Source organism: Curtobacterium sp. MCLR17_040 (genome assembly GCF_003234735.1).
Lineage (GTDB): Bacteria > Actinomycetota > Actinomycetes > Actinomycetales > Microbacteriaceae > Curtobacterium > Curtobacterium flaccumfaciens.
Genome location: NZ_QKTE01000004.1, coordinates 120,179 through 135,232, shown reverse-complemented (window position 1 = coordinate 135,232; position 15,054 = coordinate 120,179). Strand labels below are relative to the sequence as shown.

Annotated in this window: 16 protein-coding genes and 1 riboswitch; of the genes, 7 read left to right on the top strand and 9 right to left on the bottom strand. The window is 72.1% G+C overall.

All coding sequences use genetic code 11. The features are described 5' to 3' along the window. Positions 1-94 precede the first annotated feature (94 nt). Positions 95-382, bottom strand: a complete 288-nt coding sequence (locus DEJ01_RS05910) for a hypothetical protein (RefSeq protein WP_111092464.1) — start codon at positions 380-382, stop codon at positions 95-97. 273 nt (positions 383-655) lie between these two features. Continuing rightward, on the bottom strand, positions 656-1,267 hold the full coding sequence (locus tag DEJ01_RS05905) for an HD domain-containing protein (RefSeq protein WP_111092463.1): 612 nt from the start codon (positions 1,265-1,267) through the stop codon (positions 656-658). Positions 1,268-1,406: 139 nt separating this feature from the next. On the opposite strand from DEJ01_RS05905, the gene DEJ01_RS05900 reads away from it, so the two are divergent. After that, positions 1,407-2,216 carry a hypothetical protein gene (locus DEJ01_RS05900; RefSeq protein WP_111092462.1) on the top strand — a complete coding sequence of 270 codons (810 nt, stop codon included), beginning with the start codon at positions 1,407-1,409 and terminating at the stop codon, positions 2,214-2,216. Beyond that, complete coding sequence (locus DEJ01_RS05895; RefSeq protein WP_111092461.1) at positions 2,213-4,051, top strand: amidase family protein; 1,839 nt, start codon at positions 2,213-2,215, stop codon at positions 4,049-4,051. The genes DEJ01_RS05900 and DEJ01_RS05895 overlap by 4 nt, the downstream gene beginning before the upstream one ends. 83 nt (positions 4,052-4,134) lie before the next feature. On the opposite strand, the gene DEJ01_RS05890 is transcribed toward DEJ01_RS05895, so the two are convergent. Beyond that, complete coding sequence (locus tag DEJ01_RS05890; protein WP_111092460.1) at positions 4,135-4,911, bottom strand: isocitrate lyase/phosphoenolpyruvate mutase family protein; 777 nt, start codon at positions 4,909-4,911, stop codon at positions 4,135-4,137. A gap of 111 nt (positions 4,912-5,022) precedes the next feature. Here DEJ01_RS05890 and DEJ01_RS05885 point away from each other — a divergent pair, with 111 nt between their 5' ends. Further along, complete coding sequence (locus DEJ01_RS05885; RefSeq protein ID WP_071404186.1) at positions 5,023-6,210, top strand: MalY/PatB family protein; 1,188 nt, start codon at positions 5,023-5,025, stop codon at positions 6,208-6,210. 105 nt (positions 6,211-6,315) lie between these two features. Here the strand turns inward: DEJ01_RS05885 and DEJ01_RS05880 are convergent, their stop codons facing one another. Together DEJ01_RS05880 and DEJ01_RS05875 are read right to left on the bottom strand one after the other, a co-directional pair. Further along, positions 6,316-6,501 (bottom strand): hypothetical protein, encoded by a 186-nt coding sequence (locus tag DEJ01_RS05880; protein ID WP_017887087.1) that lies wholly within the window; start codon positions 6,499-6,501, stop codon positions 6,316-6,318. A 79-nt stretch (positions 6,502-6,580) separates the two neighbouring features. Then, positions 6,581-7,069 carry a GNAT family N-acetyltransferase gene (locus tag DEJ01_RS05875; RefSeq protein WP_111092459.1) on the bottom strand — a complete coding sequence of 163 codons (489 nt, stop codon included), beginning with the start codon at positions 7,067-7,069 and terminating at the stop codon, positions 6,581-6,583. Between the two features lie 68 nt (positions 7,070-7,137). Here DEJ01_RS05875 and DEJ01_RS05870 point away from each other — a divergent pair, with 68 nt between their 5' ends. Continuing rightward, positions 7,138-8,022, top strand: a complete 885-nt coding sequence (locus DEJ01_RS05870; RefSeq protein ID WP_111092458.1) for a LysR substrate-binding domain-containing protein — start codon at positions 7,138-7,140, stop codon at positions 8,020-8,022. A 46-nt stretch (positions 8,023-8,068) separates the two neighbouring features. On the opposite strand, the gene DEJ01_RS05865 is transcribed toward DEJ01_RS05870, so the two are convergent. Genes DEJ01_RS05865 through DEJ01_RS05850 form a run of 4 tightly spaced genes read right to left on the bottom strand, consistent with a single transcriptional unit; the run spans position 8,069 to position 9,968 of the window. Further along, positions 8,069-8,323 carry a hypothetical protein gene (locus tag DEJ01_RS05865; RefSeq protein WP_017887084.1) on the bottom strand — a complete coding sequence of 85 codons (255 nt, stop codon included), beginning with the start codon at positions 8,321-8,323 and terminating at the stop codon, positions 8,069-8,071. Next, positions 8,320-8,802 (bottom strand): FBP domain-containing protein, encoded by a 483-nt coding sequence (locus tag DEJ01_RS05860; RefSeq protein ID WP_027464546.1) that lies wholly within the window; start codon positions 8,800-8,802, stop codon positions 8,320-8,322. Before DEJ01_RS05860 ends, DEJ01_RS05865 begins: the two co-directional genes overlap by 4 nt. A gap of 40 nt (positions 8,803-8,842) precedes the next feature. Further along, positions 8,843-9,580, bottom strand: a complete 738-nt coding sequence (locus DEJ01_RS05855) for a M56 family metallopeptidase (protein WP_111092456.1) — start codon at positions 9,578-9,580, stop codon at positions 8,843-8,845. A gap of 13 nt (positions 9,581-9,593) precedes the next feature. Further along, positions 9,594-9,968 (bottom strand): BlaI/MecI/CopY family transcriptional regulator, encoded by a 375-nt coding sequence (locus DEJ01_RS05850; protein ID WP_110864431.1) that lies wholly within the window; start codon positions 9,966-9,968, stop codon positions 9,594-9,596. A gap of 230 nt (positions 9,969-10,198) precedes the next feature. After that, positions 10,199-10,304: riboswitch (glycine riboswitch) on the top strand. A gap of 49 nt (positions 10,305-10,353) precedes the next feature. On the opposite strand from DEJ01_RS05850, the gene gcvT reads away from it, so the two are divergent. The 3 genes from gcvT to gcvP are packed head-to-tail and all read left to right on the top strand — an operon-like array spanning position 10,354 to position 14,799. Further along, on the top strand, positions 10,354-11,499 hold the full coding sequence (gene gcvT, locus DEJ01_RS05845; protein ID WP_111054534.1) for a glycine cleavage system aminomethyltransferase GcvT: 1,146 nt from the start codon (positions 10,354-10,356) through the stop codon (positions 11,497-11,499). 4 nt (positions 11,500-11,503) lie between these two features. Next, complete coding sequence (gcvH, locus tag DEJ01_RS05840; protein WP_017887079.1) at positions 11,504-11,881, top strand: glycine cleavage system protein GcvH; 378 nt, start codon at positions 11,504-11,506, stop codon at positions 11,879-11,881. Then, entirely contained in the window at positions 11,878-14,799 is a 2,922-nt protein-coding gene (gene gcvP / locus DEJ01_RS05835; protein WP_111092455.1) for an aminomethyl-transferring glycine dehydrogenase, read from the top strand. Before gcvH ends, gcvP begins: the two co-directional genes overlap by 4 nt. The last annotated feature ends 255 nt before the right edge of the window (positions 14,800-15,054 follow it).

Sequence of the window (15,054 nt, the reverse complement as noted above, 5' to 3'; positions counted from 1 at the left end):
AACCTCGCACCGAAGCGCGGCGCGCTACGCAGCCCACGCACGACGAAGTGCCGCCGGGGATCCCGGCGGCGCTTCGCGTTCGTCCTGGAGGAGCCTAGGCCGCGAGGGCCATCTCGCCCGCCTGCACGGACTGTGCCTGCAGCAGGGTGCGGCTGGCCTCGCCCGCCCAGGAGCGGCCCGGGACGGTCCAGCCGGCCTCGCCGACGGCGTCCAGACGGGTGCCGCGGGTGACGAAGGTCTGCAGGTCGTCGGCCGCGATGCGGACGAGGTACTCGCGCTGCGAGCGGTCGTCACGCACGGGGAACTCGGCGATGCGGTCGGGGGTGATCGTCGGGGACGCGAGTGCGGTCCCGAACACGGTGATTCGTTCGTTGCTGGTCATGGTGCTGTACTTCCTGGTCATTCGGCGCCAGGGCGACTCGGTGTCGGCGGACGTCTCAGTCCGGCGCGACGCATCGAGTGCGGGGCGCGCACGTCGAGTTTCAACGTGCTGCTGATCCGTTCGGATCAAGCGGTGGTCTCGGTTGGAATGCGACTCGGGTGAGTCGGTCTCGAGACGTTGGTGTGCGCGAGTCAGATGGGTTCGCTGCAGTGCACCAACCAAGAACTATACGCACCCGAAGCGCAGAAGTCCAGCGCAGACCAGGAAGACGGTTCAGGACGCCAGGAACGCGTCCCATCGCGAGCCACCCGCAGCCACGTTGCCGGAGCCGTCGAGCCGAGCAGCGGCCGAGGACGGCTTGCGCGAAGCCTGCGCGTGGATCAGTTCGTCGAACGTGCCGGAGAACCCGAGGCGGGGCAGTGCTGTGGCGACGGCGTGCAGGTCGTCGGTGGACCACCGCGAGAACCCGGCACCGGAGACGTCGAGCGAGGTCGCGACCTCGAGCAGGTGCCCCTCGGCGTCGACCGCGGGGTCGACGGAGGTCCACATGTGCCGCTCGATGACCTCGCCGACGCGTCGAGCGCGCGCTGCGTCCCACCCGGCGCCGAGGGCGAAGACGGAGCCGACGGCACCGCCGGCGTCTTCGAACGGCACGGCGTGGGCGTCGAACGACGGTGTGACGCCGAGGTCGTGCAGCATCGTCGCGACGAACAGCAGCTCGGGGTCGGGCTCGAGGTCGACGGTCGGGGCGAGCAGGACCGCCCACGCCCACGAGCGCAGGCAGTGGTTCACCAGGGCGGGGGAGGACCAGGTACGGACGACGTCCAACGCCCGTGCGGCGACGGGGGAGGGCGGGGTGAGCAGGGCTTCGACATCGACCGACATGGCACGACAGTAGCGGCAGGAACGAGCCGTAACGGGGCGGAAACGTGCCGGGCCAGAACCGGAAACAGCGCCCCGTTAGCTTTCGGTTCACTGAGTACCCGCTCAGCACCCCTCCACCCCACCCGAAGGAACTGCGCCCATGCAGCACCGACCACGGCTGCGCCCACGCGCGACGATCGTCTCCTCGACGCTCGTCGCCGCCGGGGCGTTCGGCCTCGCCGTCCTGACGGCCGCTCCGGCCCAGGCAGCACCCACCGCGACCACCGCCACCATCGACGCCCCGGCCACCGTGACCGTCGGCACCGCGTTCGACGTCGACCTGACGATCCCGGCCACGGCCGACGTCTACGCGTACGAGATCACGCTCGAGGCCGACTCGGTGCAGTACCGGGACGACAGCGTCACCGGCCCGGACGGTGGCTTCGACAGCGTCGAGCAGGACGGCGACGCCCTGACGATCGTGCACACCCGCCTCGGCACCTCACCGGCGCTCGACGGCGACCTGGCCACCTCGATCTCGCTGACCCCGACGGCGGTCGGCAGCGTCGACCTCGACGTCACGAGCATCACCCTCGTCGGCTCCGACGGCACGTCGACGACCCTCGACGACCCGGCGAGCACCACTGTCGTGGTCGCCGCGGCCGCGACCACCGCCCCGACGGCGACGCCGACGCCGGGCGCGACCACGCAGCCCGGTGCCGGTGGCGGCACGGGTGGCCCCAGCGCCCCCGGTGACCCGACGGCACCGGGCACCGACCCGACCAGCGGCGCCACCGCCGTGGCGGGAGTCGGCGGGGGCGACCGTCCGACCGGCGGCGACCTCGCCTGGACCGGCGCCGACGTCGCGCCGTGGATCGCCGCGTCCATCGCCCTGCTCGCAGCCGGCGGCACCCTGATCACCCTGCGGGCCCGTCGTGCCCGCCGCGACCGCACCGGAGCCTCCGCATGACCGCCAACAAGCGCACCGCCGTCGCCGGCGCCGCACTCATCGCCCTCGTCGGCACCGTCCTCGCCGCGACCCCCGCGATCACGGCCGCCGCAGCACCCGCAGCCGTCGACGCCAGCCCCGCCGCCATGCTCGCGCCGTACTACACGGACCTCGACCTGACCGGCGACGACCAGGTGACGAAGGCCGACCTCACCGTGCTCACCGACCACCTCGGTGCGACGACCGCGAGCACCGACTGGGCGACGGTCAGCGCCGCGGACACCGACGCCGACGGCACCATCACCGTCGCCGACCTGGCCGGGTTGTCCCAGCGGATGATCTACGACGACGGCCCGTTCCAGCTCGTCGAGGCGTCGACGATCGACATGCAGGCCGCGATGAACGCCGGGGTCACCACGTCGGTCGCGATCACGCAGGACTACCTCGACCGCATCGCCGCCTACGACCGCACCAAGGTCGACACCGCGTCGACCGGGCGCGCGCTCAACTCGATCGTCACCACCAACACCGACGCCCTGGCCGCCGCGAAGACCGCGGACGCCGAGCGCGCCGAGCACGGGATGAAGAGCATGCTGCTCGGCGTGCCGATCGCGGTGAAGGACAACTACGACACGAAGGACATGCCGACCACCGGTGGCTGCGGCTGCTGGGACGACAACCAGACCGACACCGACGCCGCGATGGTCACCGGCCTGCGCGACGCCGGCGCCGTGATCCTGGCGAAGGCCAGCCTCGACGAGTTCGCCTTCGGCTTCGTCTCCGAGTTCTCGTCGAACCAGCCCGCCGGCTCGTCGCTCCTGGTCGCCAGCCCGTACAACACGGCGCAGACGGCCGGTGGCTCGAGCGGCGGCACCGGTGCGGCGATCTCCGCGAACCTCGCGGGGATCGGCTTCGGCACGGACACGGGCGGGTCGATCCGTGTGCCGTCGACGTACAACCAGCTCGTCGGCATCCGGCCCACGGTCGGCCTGACCAGCCGTGACGGGATCATCCCACTCGCCCTGTCGCAGGACACCGGCGGCCCGATCACCCGCTCGGTCACCGACGCGGCGGTCGCGCTCGACGCCGTCACCGGCGTGGACGCGGCGGACCCGGCGACGAGTGCGCAGGCCGGCAAGGTGCCGACGTCGTACACGTCATCGCTCGACGCCGACTCCCTGCGGGGCTCCCGCATCGGCTACGTGACGAGCATGGTCGGCACGAACGCGACGACGAAGCGCCTGTTCGACGCCTCCGTCGCGAAGCTCGAGGCCGCCGGTGCCACCGTCGTCCCGATCACCGCGACGACGGCCTTCAACCGGGTCCTGTCCGAGGGCAGCGGCAGCACGAACGAGTTCAAGCACGACCTGGACGAGTACGTCGCGAAGCACCTCGACCCCGACGTCACCGCGCGTTCCCTGCAGGGCATCCTGGCCTCGGGTGAGTACGTGCCGAGCCGCAAGAGCACCTACCAGTCGCGCGACCTGATCACCGACACGCAGTACCAGGCGTGGGCCGGACCGACGGGGTCGCACACGACGCAGCTCGCCACCGGCAAGCAGCTCGTGACGCAGATGCTCGACGACCAGGACCTCGACGCGCTCGTCTACCCGTCGGGCACGCCGTACGGCACGCAGTCGACGAACATGCGCCTCAGCCCGAACACCGGCATGCCGGCGATCACCGTCCCGATGGGCCAGGCGACCGCTGCCGACAACACCATCACCGGTGCCGGCGTGAACCTGGAGTTCCTCGGCCGTTCGTTCGACGAGAGCACGGTCATCGGCCTCGGCTACGCCTTCGAGCAGGAGACGCACGCGCGCACCACGCCCGCGCTGTACCCGGCGCTCGGCTGAGCTGAGCGGGTCGCGATCGCGACCAGAGGGACTGACTGGAGGCCCGGTGCCAGCTGGCACCGGGCCTCCCGTCTGCGCTGGGCTCAGTTCAGGGTCGGGGTGTCCTCCGGCACGACGCCGTCCGCGTACAGGTCGGTCGCCAGGTCACGGAGCGCGCGCAGCGCGACCCGCTGCGTGAGCGGACCGTAGGAGATGCGGGCGACGCCGAGCGCCTCGTACTCGGCGGCGGGCAGGGCGCCGGGCAGGCCGATGACCGAGAGCTTGCCGCGGCCCAGACCGGCGACGAGCCGCTCGACCACGGAACGCTCGATCGCGCCGGGCACGAAGACCAGGGCGGCGCCGTTGTCCAGGAACGCCCTGCCGCGGGCGATCGCGTCCTCGATGCTCTCGTCGACCGGGCGCTCGCCGCCCCGCACGATCGCGTCGGTGCGGGCGTTCAGCTGGAAGTCGACGCCCTCGGCCTGCGCCGCTGCGGTGATCGCGGCGACGCGGGCGACCGCCTCGTCGAAGGGACGCAGCCGGTCCTCGACGTTGGCGCCCACGATGCCCGAGCCGATGGCGCGGCGGATCGTCTCGGCGGGGTCCTCGTAGCCGTCGTCCAGGTCGGCGGTGACCGGCAGGTCCGTGGCTGCGGCGACGATCGCGGCTCCGGACAGGGCGAGGTCGAGGGGCATGCCGCCGTCCTCGTACCCGTACGACGCGGCGATCGAGTGCCCGGCGGTGGCGATCGCCTTCGTGCCGGGCAGGTCGCTGACGACCTTGGCGGTGATCGCGTCCCACACGTTCACGACGCGCAGGATCTCGGGGGCTTCGTGCAGCTGCTTCAGGGTGACGGCCTTGTCGGCGGTGCTCGTGCTCATGCTGCCGACAGTAGGCCGACGGGACGGCCCCCGGCCGCAGCCCACCCGAAGACGACGTGGGATGACGTCGGGAGTCGCGCCGGGCCTCCCGGCAGGGGCATGCTGGGACGCATGGCGAGCGACGAGCAGGACCCGGTCGGCACGCTCCGCGGGGTCCGGACGAGCATCAAGTGGACGCGGTACGCGCCCGACGTGCTGCCCCTGTTCGTCGCCGAGATGGACCACGACGTCGCCCCGGCGATCCGGCAGGCCCTGATCGAACGGGTCTCGCAGTCCGACCTCGGGTACCTCGACGGCCCCGGTCCGCTCGCTCCCGCGTTCGCGCAGTTCGCGCTGGACCGCTGGGGCTGGCAGATCGATCCGTCGCGGATCCACCTGGCCACCGACGTCAGCGTCGGGATCGTCGAGTCGCTCCGGCTCGCGCTGCCTGACGGCGGCCGAGTCGCGATCACACCGCCGGTGTACCCGCCGTTCTTCGAGCTCGTCGAAGAGGCCCGATGTCAGGTCGAGGAGGTCCCGCTGCTCGAGCAGTGGGGGCAGTACCGGCTCGACCTGGAGGGCCTCGAGCGGGCGTTCGCCGGCGGGGTCGGCGTCTTCCTGCTCTGCAACCCGCACAACCCGGTCGGGCTCGTGCACGACCGGGCCGACCTCGTCGCGATCGCCGAACTCGCTGCGAAGTACGACGTCCTCGTCATCAGCGACGAGATCCACGCACCCCTGACCCACCCCGGCGTGCAGTTCACCCCGTTCGCCGCCGTCGCCGAGCCGCTCGGTGCCCGGAGCGTGTGCGTGACCTCGGCGAGCAAGGGGTGGAACCTCGCCGGTGTGAAGTGCTCGGTCATCGTCGCTGGCGATCCCCGGACCGCCGCGCTCCTCGACACCCTGTGGGAGGAGGTCGCCTGCCGCACGAGCATCCTCGGGCTGCACGCGAACCTCGCGGCGTTCACCCTGGCGACGGACTGGCTGGACGACGTCGTGGCGCGCATCGTGGCGAACGACCGGCTGCTCGCCAAGCTGCTCGCCGAGCACCTGCCCGGGGTCGTCTACACGCGGCCTCGCGCCGGCTACCTGGCGTGGCTCGACTTCCGCGGCATCGGCCTCGGCGACGACCCCGCGGTGCCGCTGCGCGAGAACGCGTACGTCGCGCTCAACTCCGGGCTGGGGTTCGGGTCCGAGGGGCGCGGGTTCGTCCGGCTCAACCTGGCGTGCTCACCGGAGACCCTGCGCGAGGCCGTGTTCCGGATCGCCTCGGCGTACCCGTCGAGCGCGCAGGAGGGGCTGGTCTGGCACGTCGCCTGACCTGCGCAACGGCGTCGTTTGCCGGCTACGCAGCATCGAGTGAGCACAAGACGTCGGGTCGGCTGCACGCACTCGATGTCTTCTGCACACTCGAGCCCGCTGCGGTCAGGCCACGTACTGGTTGCGGCCGACGACGCGGATGCGCAGGTCGTCGTCACGGTCCATCGCGAGGAGCTCGCGGGCCACGAACCCGACGGACGGCCACCGGGACACCTCGGTCACCATGAAGCCGTCGATGAAGACCTGCCACGCGCCGGCCTCGCGGACCGCCTGCACCTCGTACGTCGCCATGCCGCGAGCGTACCGGGACGGGCCGCCGGCAGTGCAGGTCGAACGGCGGTGCAGGTCGAACGTCAGTGCAGGGTCAACGTCAGTGCAGGTCGAGGGTCATGTGCACGTCGGCCCGGACGTACGGGCTCGGGGCGATCTCGTCCGCGCGCAGGTGCCGGAACCCGAACGCCTCGTACAGGTGCACGGCGCTGGCCAGTTGTGCGTTGCTCTCCAGGTCGATGCGGTGCGCACCGAGCTCGCGTGCCCGGTCGAGCGCAGCGGTGATGAGCTTCCGCCCGGTCCCGTGCCCCTGGTGGTCGGGGGAGACTGCCATCTTCACGAGCTCGAACACGCCGGGGGCGGTGGGGACGACCCCGATGCACCCGACGACCTGGTCGTCGAGCCGGGCGACCAGGACGGCCCCGCCCCGTTCCACGACGCGGCCGACGGGATCGGAGAGGAACACGCGGTCCTCGTCCTCGAGGGTGAAGTACCGGGTGATCCACGCCTCGTTGAGCGTGCGGAACGCCTCGGCGTCCGCGTGGGTGGCGAGGTCAGCGATGGTGACGGTGGAGGTTGCTTCGGGCATGCGACCATCCTCGGGCGGCGATGCAGTCACGTCCAATACTCGTTCGCGCTGATCGATACGCTGTGTGCATGGATCGCGAACCGGACGTCGACCTCCGGCAGCTGCGGGCGTTCCTGGCCGTCGCCGACGAGCTGCACTTCGGCCGAGCGGCCGAGCAGCTGCGGATCGCCCAGCCCGCGCTGTCCCAGCAGATCCGGCGCACCGAACGCGCGCTCGGGGTCGACCTGTTCGTCCGGACCAGCCGCAGCGTCGCCCTGACCGCCGCCGGCCGGGTGCTGCAGGGCCGGGCGCGGTCGTTGCTCGGGCAGGTGCGACGGGACCTCGACGAGACGGTGCGGGTCGGTCGGGGCGAGGTCGGTCGGCTCGACGTCGGGTTCGTCGTCTCCGCGCTGCCCCTCGGTCCGATCGAACGCGTGCAGGCGTTCCGGGAGCGCTACCCGCTGGTCCGGGTGGAACTGACCGAGGGGTACTCGTCGACCCTGCTCGCCCGGATCGTCCGCGGCGAACTCGACCTCGCCGTCGTCCGCGATGCCGACCCGGACCCCGCCGTGCGGCTGCTGCCGTTCCGGTCAGAGGCCTTCGTCGCCGCCGTGCCGCGCGGTCACCGCCTGGCGGATCGGGATCGCATCCGCGGCACCGAACTGGTCGACGAGCCGTTCGTGTTCTTCCCGGCGGTCGCGGGGGCTCTGGCGACCGAGCGCAACCTCGCACCGGTCACCGCCGGTGGCCGCCGCCCGGTCATCGTGCAGGAGGCCACGACCTGGGCGACCGTGCTGCACCTGGTCGGGGTCGGCCTCGGTGTCACGGTGGTACCGGAGAGCGCTGCGCTCGCCGCACCCGACACGGTGGCGCTCCTGCCGCTCGAGGGCAGCGACCACCGCAGCGAGCTCGCATGGGCGATGCGCGCCGACGACGACCGCGAGATCCTGCGCAACTTCGTCTCCGCGGACTGACCGAGCGGACCGCGCGCGCCGAAGGAAGCCGTCCGGGCGTCCTCGTTCAGCCGAGCGACAGGACGGGCGCCCGGTGGTCACCGAGTTCGTCGATGCGCCACGGCCGAGCCCCGCGCAGCGTCAAGCCGAGCTGCACGAGCACGAACCCGACGTGCGGCTCGACGTCGGGGTCCCACGGCCCCTCGACGCCCAGACCGAACGCGCCGAGTTCGTCGTCGGCCTCGTCCCGCAGCGTCAGCCGCCACCGGCCGTCGCCGAGCTCCTCGACCACGGCCCAGCGGGCGGTGCCGAACCGGCTCACGCCGTCTTGGTGATGTCCGCGGTGAAGTTCTGCACGCGCTGCAGCAGGGAGGCTCCACGCATCGCGATGGTCGCCGGCGGATTCAGGTGCGGGGGCGCGGTGCGGATGAGCATCGGGCACCCGAGGTCTTCGCAGATGTACGTGCCGATCGTGTTGCCGTTGCGCCCGGACTCACCGGCACGCGCGGCGGAGAACAGCCGGACCTGGGTCGCGGGCTGCGGCGAGTGGCAGAACGAGCACATCGCGGCGATTCCGGGGCGCAGCGAGCCACCGGCGGACCGGACGACGATGCCCACGGGGCGCTCGTCGATCCAGGACACGATGTACCCGCGGCGGGCGGCCTGCGGGTCGCGCCAGCCCAGGAACTCGCGTTCGTCCCAGAGTGTCTCGTGCAGGCCCGGGATGGGCAGCTGTGCGAGTTCGTCGGGGGTGGCGTTCACGAACGACGATCGGATGTCGGCTTCGGTCAGTGGCTTCACGGTCCGATCACCATATGCCTCGCCCCCGACACATGGTGCGTCACGACAGCCTGGAGGCGCGGATCGCGCCGAGCGCGCTGCTCCCGTCCGCCACCAGCACCGCCCGGCGCAGGGCGTCGCGTCCGACGCGACGGGCCGCCGCGTCGTCCGCGGCGAACTCCACGAGCACACGCGTCGACCGCGCCATGGCGCGCGCACCAGGCACCCACGGGACCGCACGTTCGATCGATTCCGCGACCGCGACCGCAGCCGCGTGGTGCTGGGTCAGGTGGGCGCGTTCGTGGGCGACCACGGCCTCCAGTTCGTCGGTGCGCAACCGGTCTGCCAAGCCGGTGCTGACGAGGACGCCACCGCTCCGACCCGGCACGGCGCATGCCAGTGCGTGGTCGGCCTCGACGACGGCGACGGGGGTGCCGTCGATCTCGCGGTGCGGGGCGACGCCGGAACGCATCGCCTGGCGGACGGCCTCGTGTTCCGGGCCGGGGCGCACCCGGACCGCGACGACGAACGCGACGACCGCGAGGAGCGCGACGCCGACGTTGAAGCCGTGCGTGGGGGAGTCGTCCCCGCCGAACAGCTCGGTGACCGGACGGTCGGCGAGCACCACGAGGGTGATGCCGGCCACGAAGCCGACGACGCCGAGCAGGACCGCGACCGACCAGCAGACCAGCGCGGTGCGGGGCAGGTCGATCGTCCAGGCGGAACGGGTCAGGACCCGGGGCGCGAACACCACCACCGCGAGTGCGAGGACGATGAGCGCGATGCCGGCGACGACCACGGTGCGCAGCCGGTCAGGAGCGGGCGCGGGCGTCGAGGGCGCGGCGCAGGGCCTCGAGGTCGTCCGAGGCGAGCGAGCCGGTGAACTGCAGCAGCGCCGCCTCGCGGTCGGACGACGCGGCCAGTGCGCTCGACATCAGCGACGCGGTCTGCTCGTCACGACTGTGCACGGCGCGGAACGTCAGGGGAGCGTCGTCGTGCTGCTCCCGTTCCACCTGGCCCTTGCGGCCGAGGCGGTCGAGCACGGTGAGGACGGTCGTCAGCGCAGGGCGGGGCTCCGGGAACGCGTCGAGCACCTGGCGTGCGGTGCGCCCGGAGTCGGCGGAGCGGAGGGCGTCGAGCACCGCCTGCTCCAGCTGCCCGCGAGGGCGCGATCGTTGTCCGGCCATCCCCGCATTCTACGAGATGTCGAAGGCTCGCTCGCGACACACGCTCGAAACGCGGCCTCGGTATGCTCGTCGCGGACAACTGAACACACCGGCCGTTCATCCGTCGCGGGAGACGCCGTGCACGTACCTCCGGGTACGTCGTGCTTCTGGGTACATCGTGCCCTCGGGCGCACGCACGGCACCGAAGGAGCAATCCCCCCGTCAATCTCTCAGGTCCCACACCGCAGCGGACAGGCCACTCTGAAAAGCAGACGCTCGGTCGTCTCGCCCACGGTGAAAGCCGCCGGACCTCACGGGCCGCGGTGAAACTCTCAGGCCCATGACAGAGGGGGAGTTCCACCCGGCGATCGTCGCCGGGCCCTGCCGATGCCAGGAGAACTCCGCCATGAGTCCGTCCCCACTGCCCACGCCGGGTCAGCGTTCGTCGCCGCTCGAAGCCGTGCACGAGGCCGCCGGTGCGACCTTCACCGACTTCGCCGGGTACCGCATGCCCGTGCGCTACTCGTCGGACCTCGCCGAGCACCACGCCGTGCGCCAGGCCGCCGGGGTCTTCGACCTGTCGCACATGGCCGAGATCGGGGTGACCGGCAGCGATGCCGTCGCCTTCCTCGACCACGCGCTCGCCGGGTCCTTCGGCACGATGCCGATCGGCCGCGCCAAGTACTCGCTGCTGCTCGCCGAGGACGGCGGGATCCTCGACGACCTCGTCGTGTACCGGACCGACGACGACGTCTTCCTCGTCGTCGCGAACGCGTCCAACCGCGACGTGGCCGTCACCGCGCTCACCGCCCGGGCCGACGGCTTCGACGTCGAGGTCTCCGACGACTCCGACACGACGGCCCTCGTCGCGATCCAGGGCCCCGCGGCGGCCGGCACGCTCGACGCGCTCGTCGTCGCCGACCGCCTGCAGCCCGAGACCCCGCTCGACGAACTCGGCTACTACCGCGTGCTGCACGCGCTGTTCGACGGCGCCGACGTGCTCGTCGCCCGGACCGGGTACACCGGCGAGGACGGCTTCGAGGTCTACACCGACCCGGACACCGCCCCGGTGCTCTGGGACGCCCTGCTCGAGGCCGGTGCCGACCGCGGCGTCGTCCCCGCCGGGCTCGCCGCGCGCGACACCCTGCGACTCGAGGCCGGCATGCCCCTCTACGGGCACGAGCTCGGCACCGACGTCCGTCCGGCCCAGGCCGGCCTCGGCCGCGTCGTCGCGAAGGACGGCGACTTCGTCGGTGCGGCCGGCGTCACCCCGTCGGCGGACGCCCGGGTGCTCGTCGGTCTGGTGACCGAGGGCCGCCGTGCTCCCCGAGCCGGCTACGACGTCGTGCTCGACGGCACGGTCGTCGGCACCGTGACCTCGGGCGCGCTCTCGCCGACGCTCGGACACCCCGTCGCGATGGCCTTCGTCGACCCGGCTGCGCTCGCCGCCGTGTCGGACGGGGCACAGGTCCTCCACATCGACGTCCGCGGGACTGCCGTCCCCAGCACGGTCTCCGCGTTCCCCTTCTACCGCCGCGCCTCGAAAGGCTGACCCCATGACCGACCAGACCGCACTCCAGTACACGGCCGACCACGAGTGGCTGCTCGTCGAGGGCGACACCGTCACCGTCGGCATCACCGACCACGCCGCCGAGCAGCTCGGTGACGTCGTCTACGTCGAGCTCCCCGCCGTCGGCACCGCCACCACCGCCGGCGACCAGATCGGCGAGATCGAGTCGACCAAGAGCGTCGGCGAGCTCTTCGCCCCGATCGAGGGCGAGGTCGTCGAGGTCAACGATGCCGTCGTCGACACCCCCGACACCGTCAACCAGGACCCCTTCGGCGCCGGCTGGCTCGTGAAGATCAAGGTCGACGGCACCTCGTTCCCCGAGGACCTGATGGACCACGACGCGTACCGGGCCTCCATCGCATGACCGCGTTCGAGAACCTCCAGACGTCCTTCGCCGACCGCCACATCGGCACCACCCCGGCCGACCAGCAGGCCATGCTCGACGTCGTCGGGCAGCCGTCGCTCGACGCCCTGGTCCGCGCGGCGATCCCGGAGTCCATCCACGTCGGCCCCGTCGCCGACTCAGTGATCCCGGCTGCCGTCGGCGAGACCGAGGCGCTCGCCGAACTCCGCGCGAAGGCCGGCCGCAACACCGTGCGCCGCGCGATGATCGGCCTCGGCTACCACGGCACCCACACGCCCGCGGTGATCCAGCGCAACGTGCTCGAGAACCCGAGCTGGTACACGGCGTACACGCCCTACCAGCCGGAGATCTCGCAGGGCCGCCTCGAAGCACTCATCAACTTCCAGACGATGGTGTCCGACCTGACCGGCATGGCCACCGCCGGCGCCTCGATGCTCGACGAGGGCACCGCCGTGGTCGAGGGCATGCTCCTCGCCCGCCGCGCGTCCAAGGTCAAGGGCGACGCGTTCCTCGTCGACGCCGACCTGCTGCCGCAGACCCGTGCACTGCTCGACCACCGTGCCGACGCCGTGGGCATCACGCTGCGCACGTTCGACGCTGCCGCCGGCCCGAGCGACGACCAGCTCGACGGCGCGTTCGGCGTCATCCTGCAGTACCCGGGCGCCTCGGGCCGCATCGTCGACCCGTCGCCCGTCATCGAGCGGGTCCACGCCGGTGGCGGCATCGCCGTCGTCGCGGCCGACCTGCTCGCGATGACTCTGCTCGCCAGCCCCGGCGACCTGGGTGCCGACGTGGCCGTCGGGACGAGCCAGCGCTTCGGCGTCCCGCTCGGCTTCGGTGGCCCGCACGCCGGCTACCTCGCGGTGCGCGCCGGCCTCGAGCGTCAGCTCCCCGGTCGCCTGGTCGGGGTGTCCTTCGACGCCGACGGTCAGATGGCCTACCGCCTCAGCCTGCAGACCCGCGAGCAGCACATCCGCCGCGAGAAGGCGACGAGCAACATCTGCACCGCGCAGGTCCTGCTCGCCGTGATGGCCTCGATGTACGCGGTCTACCACGGGCCCGAGGGTCTGCGGTTCATCGCCGGTCGGGTCGCACGCACCACCGGTGCACTCGCCGCCGTGGCGCGTGACGCCGAGGTCGAGGTCGTGCACGACGCATTCTTCGACACGCTCACCCTGCGGGCCGTCGGTCGCGCCGAGGCGATCGTCGCGGCAGCGCAGGACGCCGGCTACCTGCTGCACGTCGTGGACGCCGACACGTTCCAGCTGTCCGTCGACGAGACGACCACGCCCGACGACGTCGTGGCGCTGGCGAACGTGCTCGGGGCGGTGGACGTGACCGTCCCCGCGACCGAGACCGCCGTGCGCGACGCGGCCACGGGCCTCCCGGCCGCCCTGCAGCGCGAGAGCGACTACCTGACGCACCCCGTATTCAGCGCACACCGCAGTGAGACCCGCATGATGCGGTACCTCAAGCACCTGTCCGACAAGGACTACGCGCTCGACCGCGGCATGATCCCGCTCGGCAGCTGCACGATGAAGCTCAACGCGGCGACCGAGATGGCCGCCGTGACCTGGCCGGAGTTCGCGAACATCCACCCGTTCGCACCGCGCGAGGACGTCGAGGGGTACCTCGACATGATCGGCGACCTCGAGTCGTGGCTCGCCGAGGTCACTGGCTACGACACCGTGTCCCTACAGCCGAACGCCGGCAGCCAGGGCGAGCTCGCCGGCCTGCTGGCCATCCGTGGGTACCACCAGGCTCGTGGCGACGAGGACCGGACGGTCTGCCTCATCCCGTCGAGCGCGCACGGGACGAACGCCGCGTCCGCCGTGCTCGCCGGCATGAAGGTCGTCGTGGTGGCCTGCGACGAGAACGGCAACGTCGACCTCGAGGACCTCCGGGCCCGCGTCACCGCCAACGCCGACACCCTCGCGGCCCTGATGATCACGTACCCGTCCACCCACGGTGTGTACGAGCACGACATCCGTGAGATCTGCGACGCCGTGCACGACGCAGGCGGCCAGGTCTACGTCGACGGCGCGAACCTCAACGCGCTGCTCGGCCATGCCCGCTTCGGGGACTTCGGCGGCGACGTGTCGCACCTCAACCTGCACAAGACCTTCTGCATCCCGCACGGCGGTGGCGGCCCCGGCGTGGGACCCGTCGCCGCGAAGGCACACCTGGCACCGTTCCTGCCCGGTCACCCGTTCGCGCAGCAGGCCGACCGGCGCTCCGGTGCGACCGCCGCCGAGGCGGACGACCGCCTGGCCCACGCCGGCGGCCCGGTCAGTGCGGCGCCGTACGGCAGCCCGAGCATCCTGCCGATCACGTGGACCTACGTCCGGATGATGGGGCTCGAGGGCCTCACCCGTGCGACCGAGGCCGCGGTCCTCGGGGCGAACTACATCGCGGCCCGTCTGCGCGACGCGTTCCCCGTGCTGTACACGGGCGACGACGGACTGGTCGCGCACGAGTGCATCCTCGACCTCCGCCCGCTGCGCGACACCACCGGCATCACGGTCGACGACGTCGCGAAGCGCCTGGTCGACTTTGGGTTCCACGCGCCGACGATGTCGTTCCCGGTGGCGGGCACGCTCATGGTTGAACCGACCGAGAGCGAGGACCTCGCCGAGCTCGACCGCTTCGTCGACGCCATGCTCGCGATCCGGGCCGAAGCTGCAGCGGTCGAGCGCGGGGAGTGGCCGGCGGACGACAACCCGCTCGTGCACGCGCCGCACACCGCCTCGTCGGTGATCTCGGGGGAGTGGGCGCACGCCTACACCCGCGAGCAGGCCGTCTACCCGTTGCCGGGCATCAGCGGCCGGAAGTACTGGCCGCCGGTGCGTCGCATCGACCAGGCGTACGGGGATCGCAACCTGGTGTGCGCCTGCCCGCCGATCGAGGCGTTCGCCTGATCCCGACCGGCGCCGACACCCCGTCGTCGCCGTGCGCCCCGTGCCCCGTCCGGTCCTCCGGGCGGGGCACGGTCGTGTCCGGCCGGGGTCGGACGGGGTCCGACGGGGCACGGTCGTGTCCCGGCTGGTCACGACACCCCGCTCAGTTCCGCCGTGCGGTCACGAACCGTCGTCCGGACCAGCTCCCACCGACAGTTCGTGACCACTCGGCGTGCCACCCTCGGCATGTCCTGACCGCTCGACGCAGCCCCCGAG

What these genes read in the sequence shown, in the direction of transcription:
- DEJ01_RS05910 (WP_111092464.1), bottom strand. Translation starts at nt 382, where the DNA reads ATGACCAGCAACGAACGAATCACCGTGTTCGGGACCGCACTCGCGTCC.
- DEJ01_RS05905 (WP_111092463.1), bottom strand. Translation starts at nt 1,267, where the DNA reads ATGTCGGTCGATGTCGAAGCCCTGCTCACCCCGCCCTCCCCCGTCGCC.
- DEJ01_RS05900 (WP_111092462.1), top strand. Translation starts at nt 1,407, where the DNA reads ATGCAGCACCGACCACGGCTGCGCCCACGCGCGACGATCGTCTCCTCG.
- DEJ01_RS05895 (WP_111092461.1), top strand. Translation starts at nt 2,213, where the DNA reads ATGACCGCCAACAAGCGCACCGCCGTCGCCGGCGCCGCACTCATCGCC.
- DEJ01_RS05890 (WP_111092460.1), bottom strand. Translation starts at nt 4,911, where the DNA reads ATGAGCACGAGCACCGCCGACAAGGCCGTCACCCTGAAGCAGCTGCAC.
- DEJ01_RS05885 (WP_071404186.1), top strand. Translation starts at nt 5,023, where the DNA reads ATGGCGAGCGACGAGCAGGACCCGGTCGGCACGCTCCGCGGGGTCCGG.
- DEJ01_RS05880 (WP_017887087.1), bottom strand. Translation starts at nt 6,501, where the DNA reads ATGGCGACGTACGAGGTGCAGGCGGTCCGCGAGGCCGGCGCGTGGCAG.
- DEJ01_RS05875 (WP_111092459.1), bottom strand. Translation starts at nt 7,069, where the DNA reads ATGCCCGAAGCAACCTCCACCGTCACCATCGCTGACCTCGCCACCCAC.
- DEJ01_RS05870 (WP_111092458.1), top strand. Translation starts at nt 7,138, where the DNA reads ATGGATCGCGAACCGGACGTCGACCTCCGGCAGCTGCGGGCGTTCCTG.
- DEJ01_RS05850 (WP_110864431.1), bottom strand. Translation starts at nt 9,968, where the DNA reads ATGGCCGGACAACGATCGCGCCCTCGCGGGCAGCTGGAGCAGGCGGTG.
- gcvT (WP_111054534.1), top strand. Translation starts at nt 10,354, where the DNA reads ATGAGTCCGTCCCCACTGCCCACGCCGGGTCAGCGTTCGTCGCCGCTC.
- gcvH (WP_017887079.1), top strand. Translation starts at nt 11,504, where the DNA reads ATGACCGACCAGACCGCACTCCAGTACACGGCCGACCACGAGTGGCTG.
- gcvP (WP_111092455.1), top strand. Translation starts at nt 11,878, where the DNA reads ATGACCGCGTTCGAGAACCTCCAGACGTCCTTCGCCGACCGCCACATC.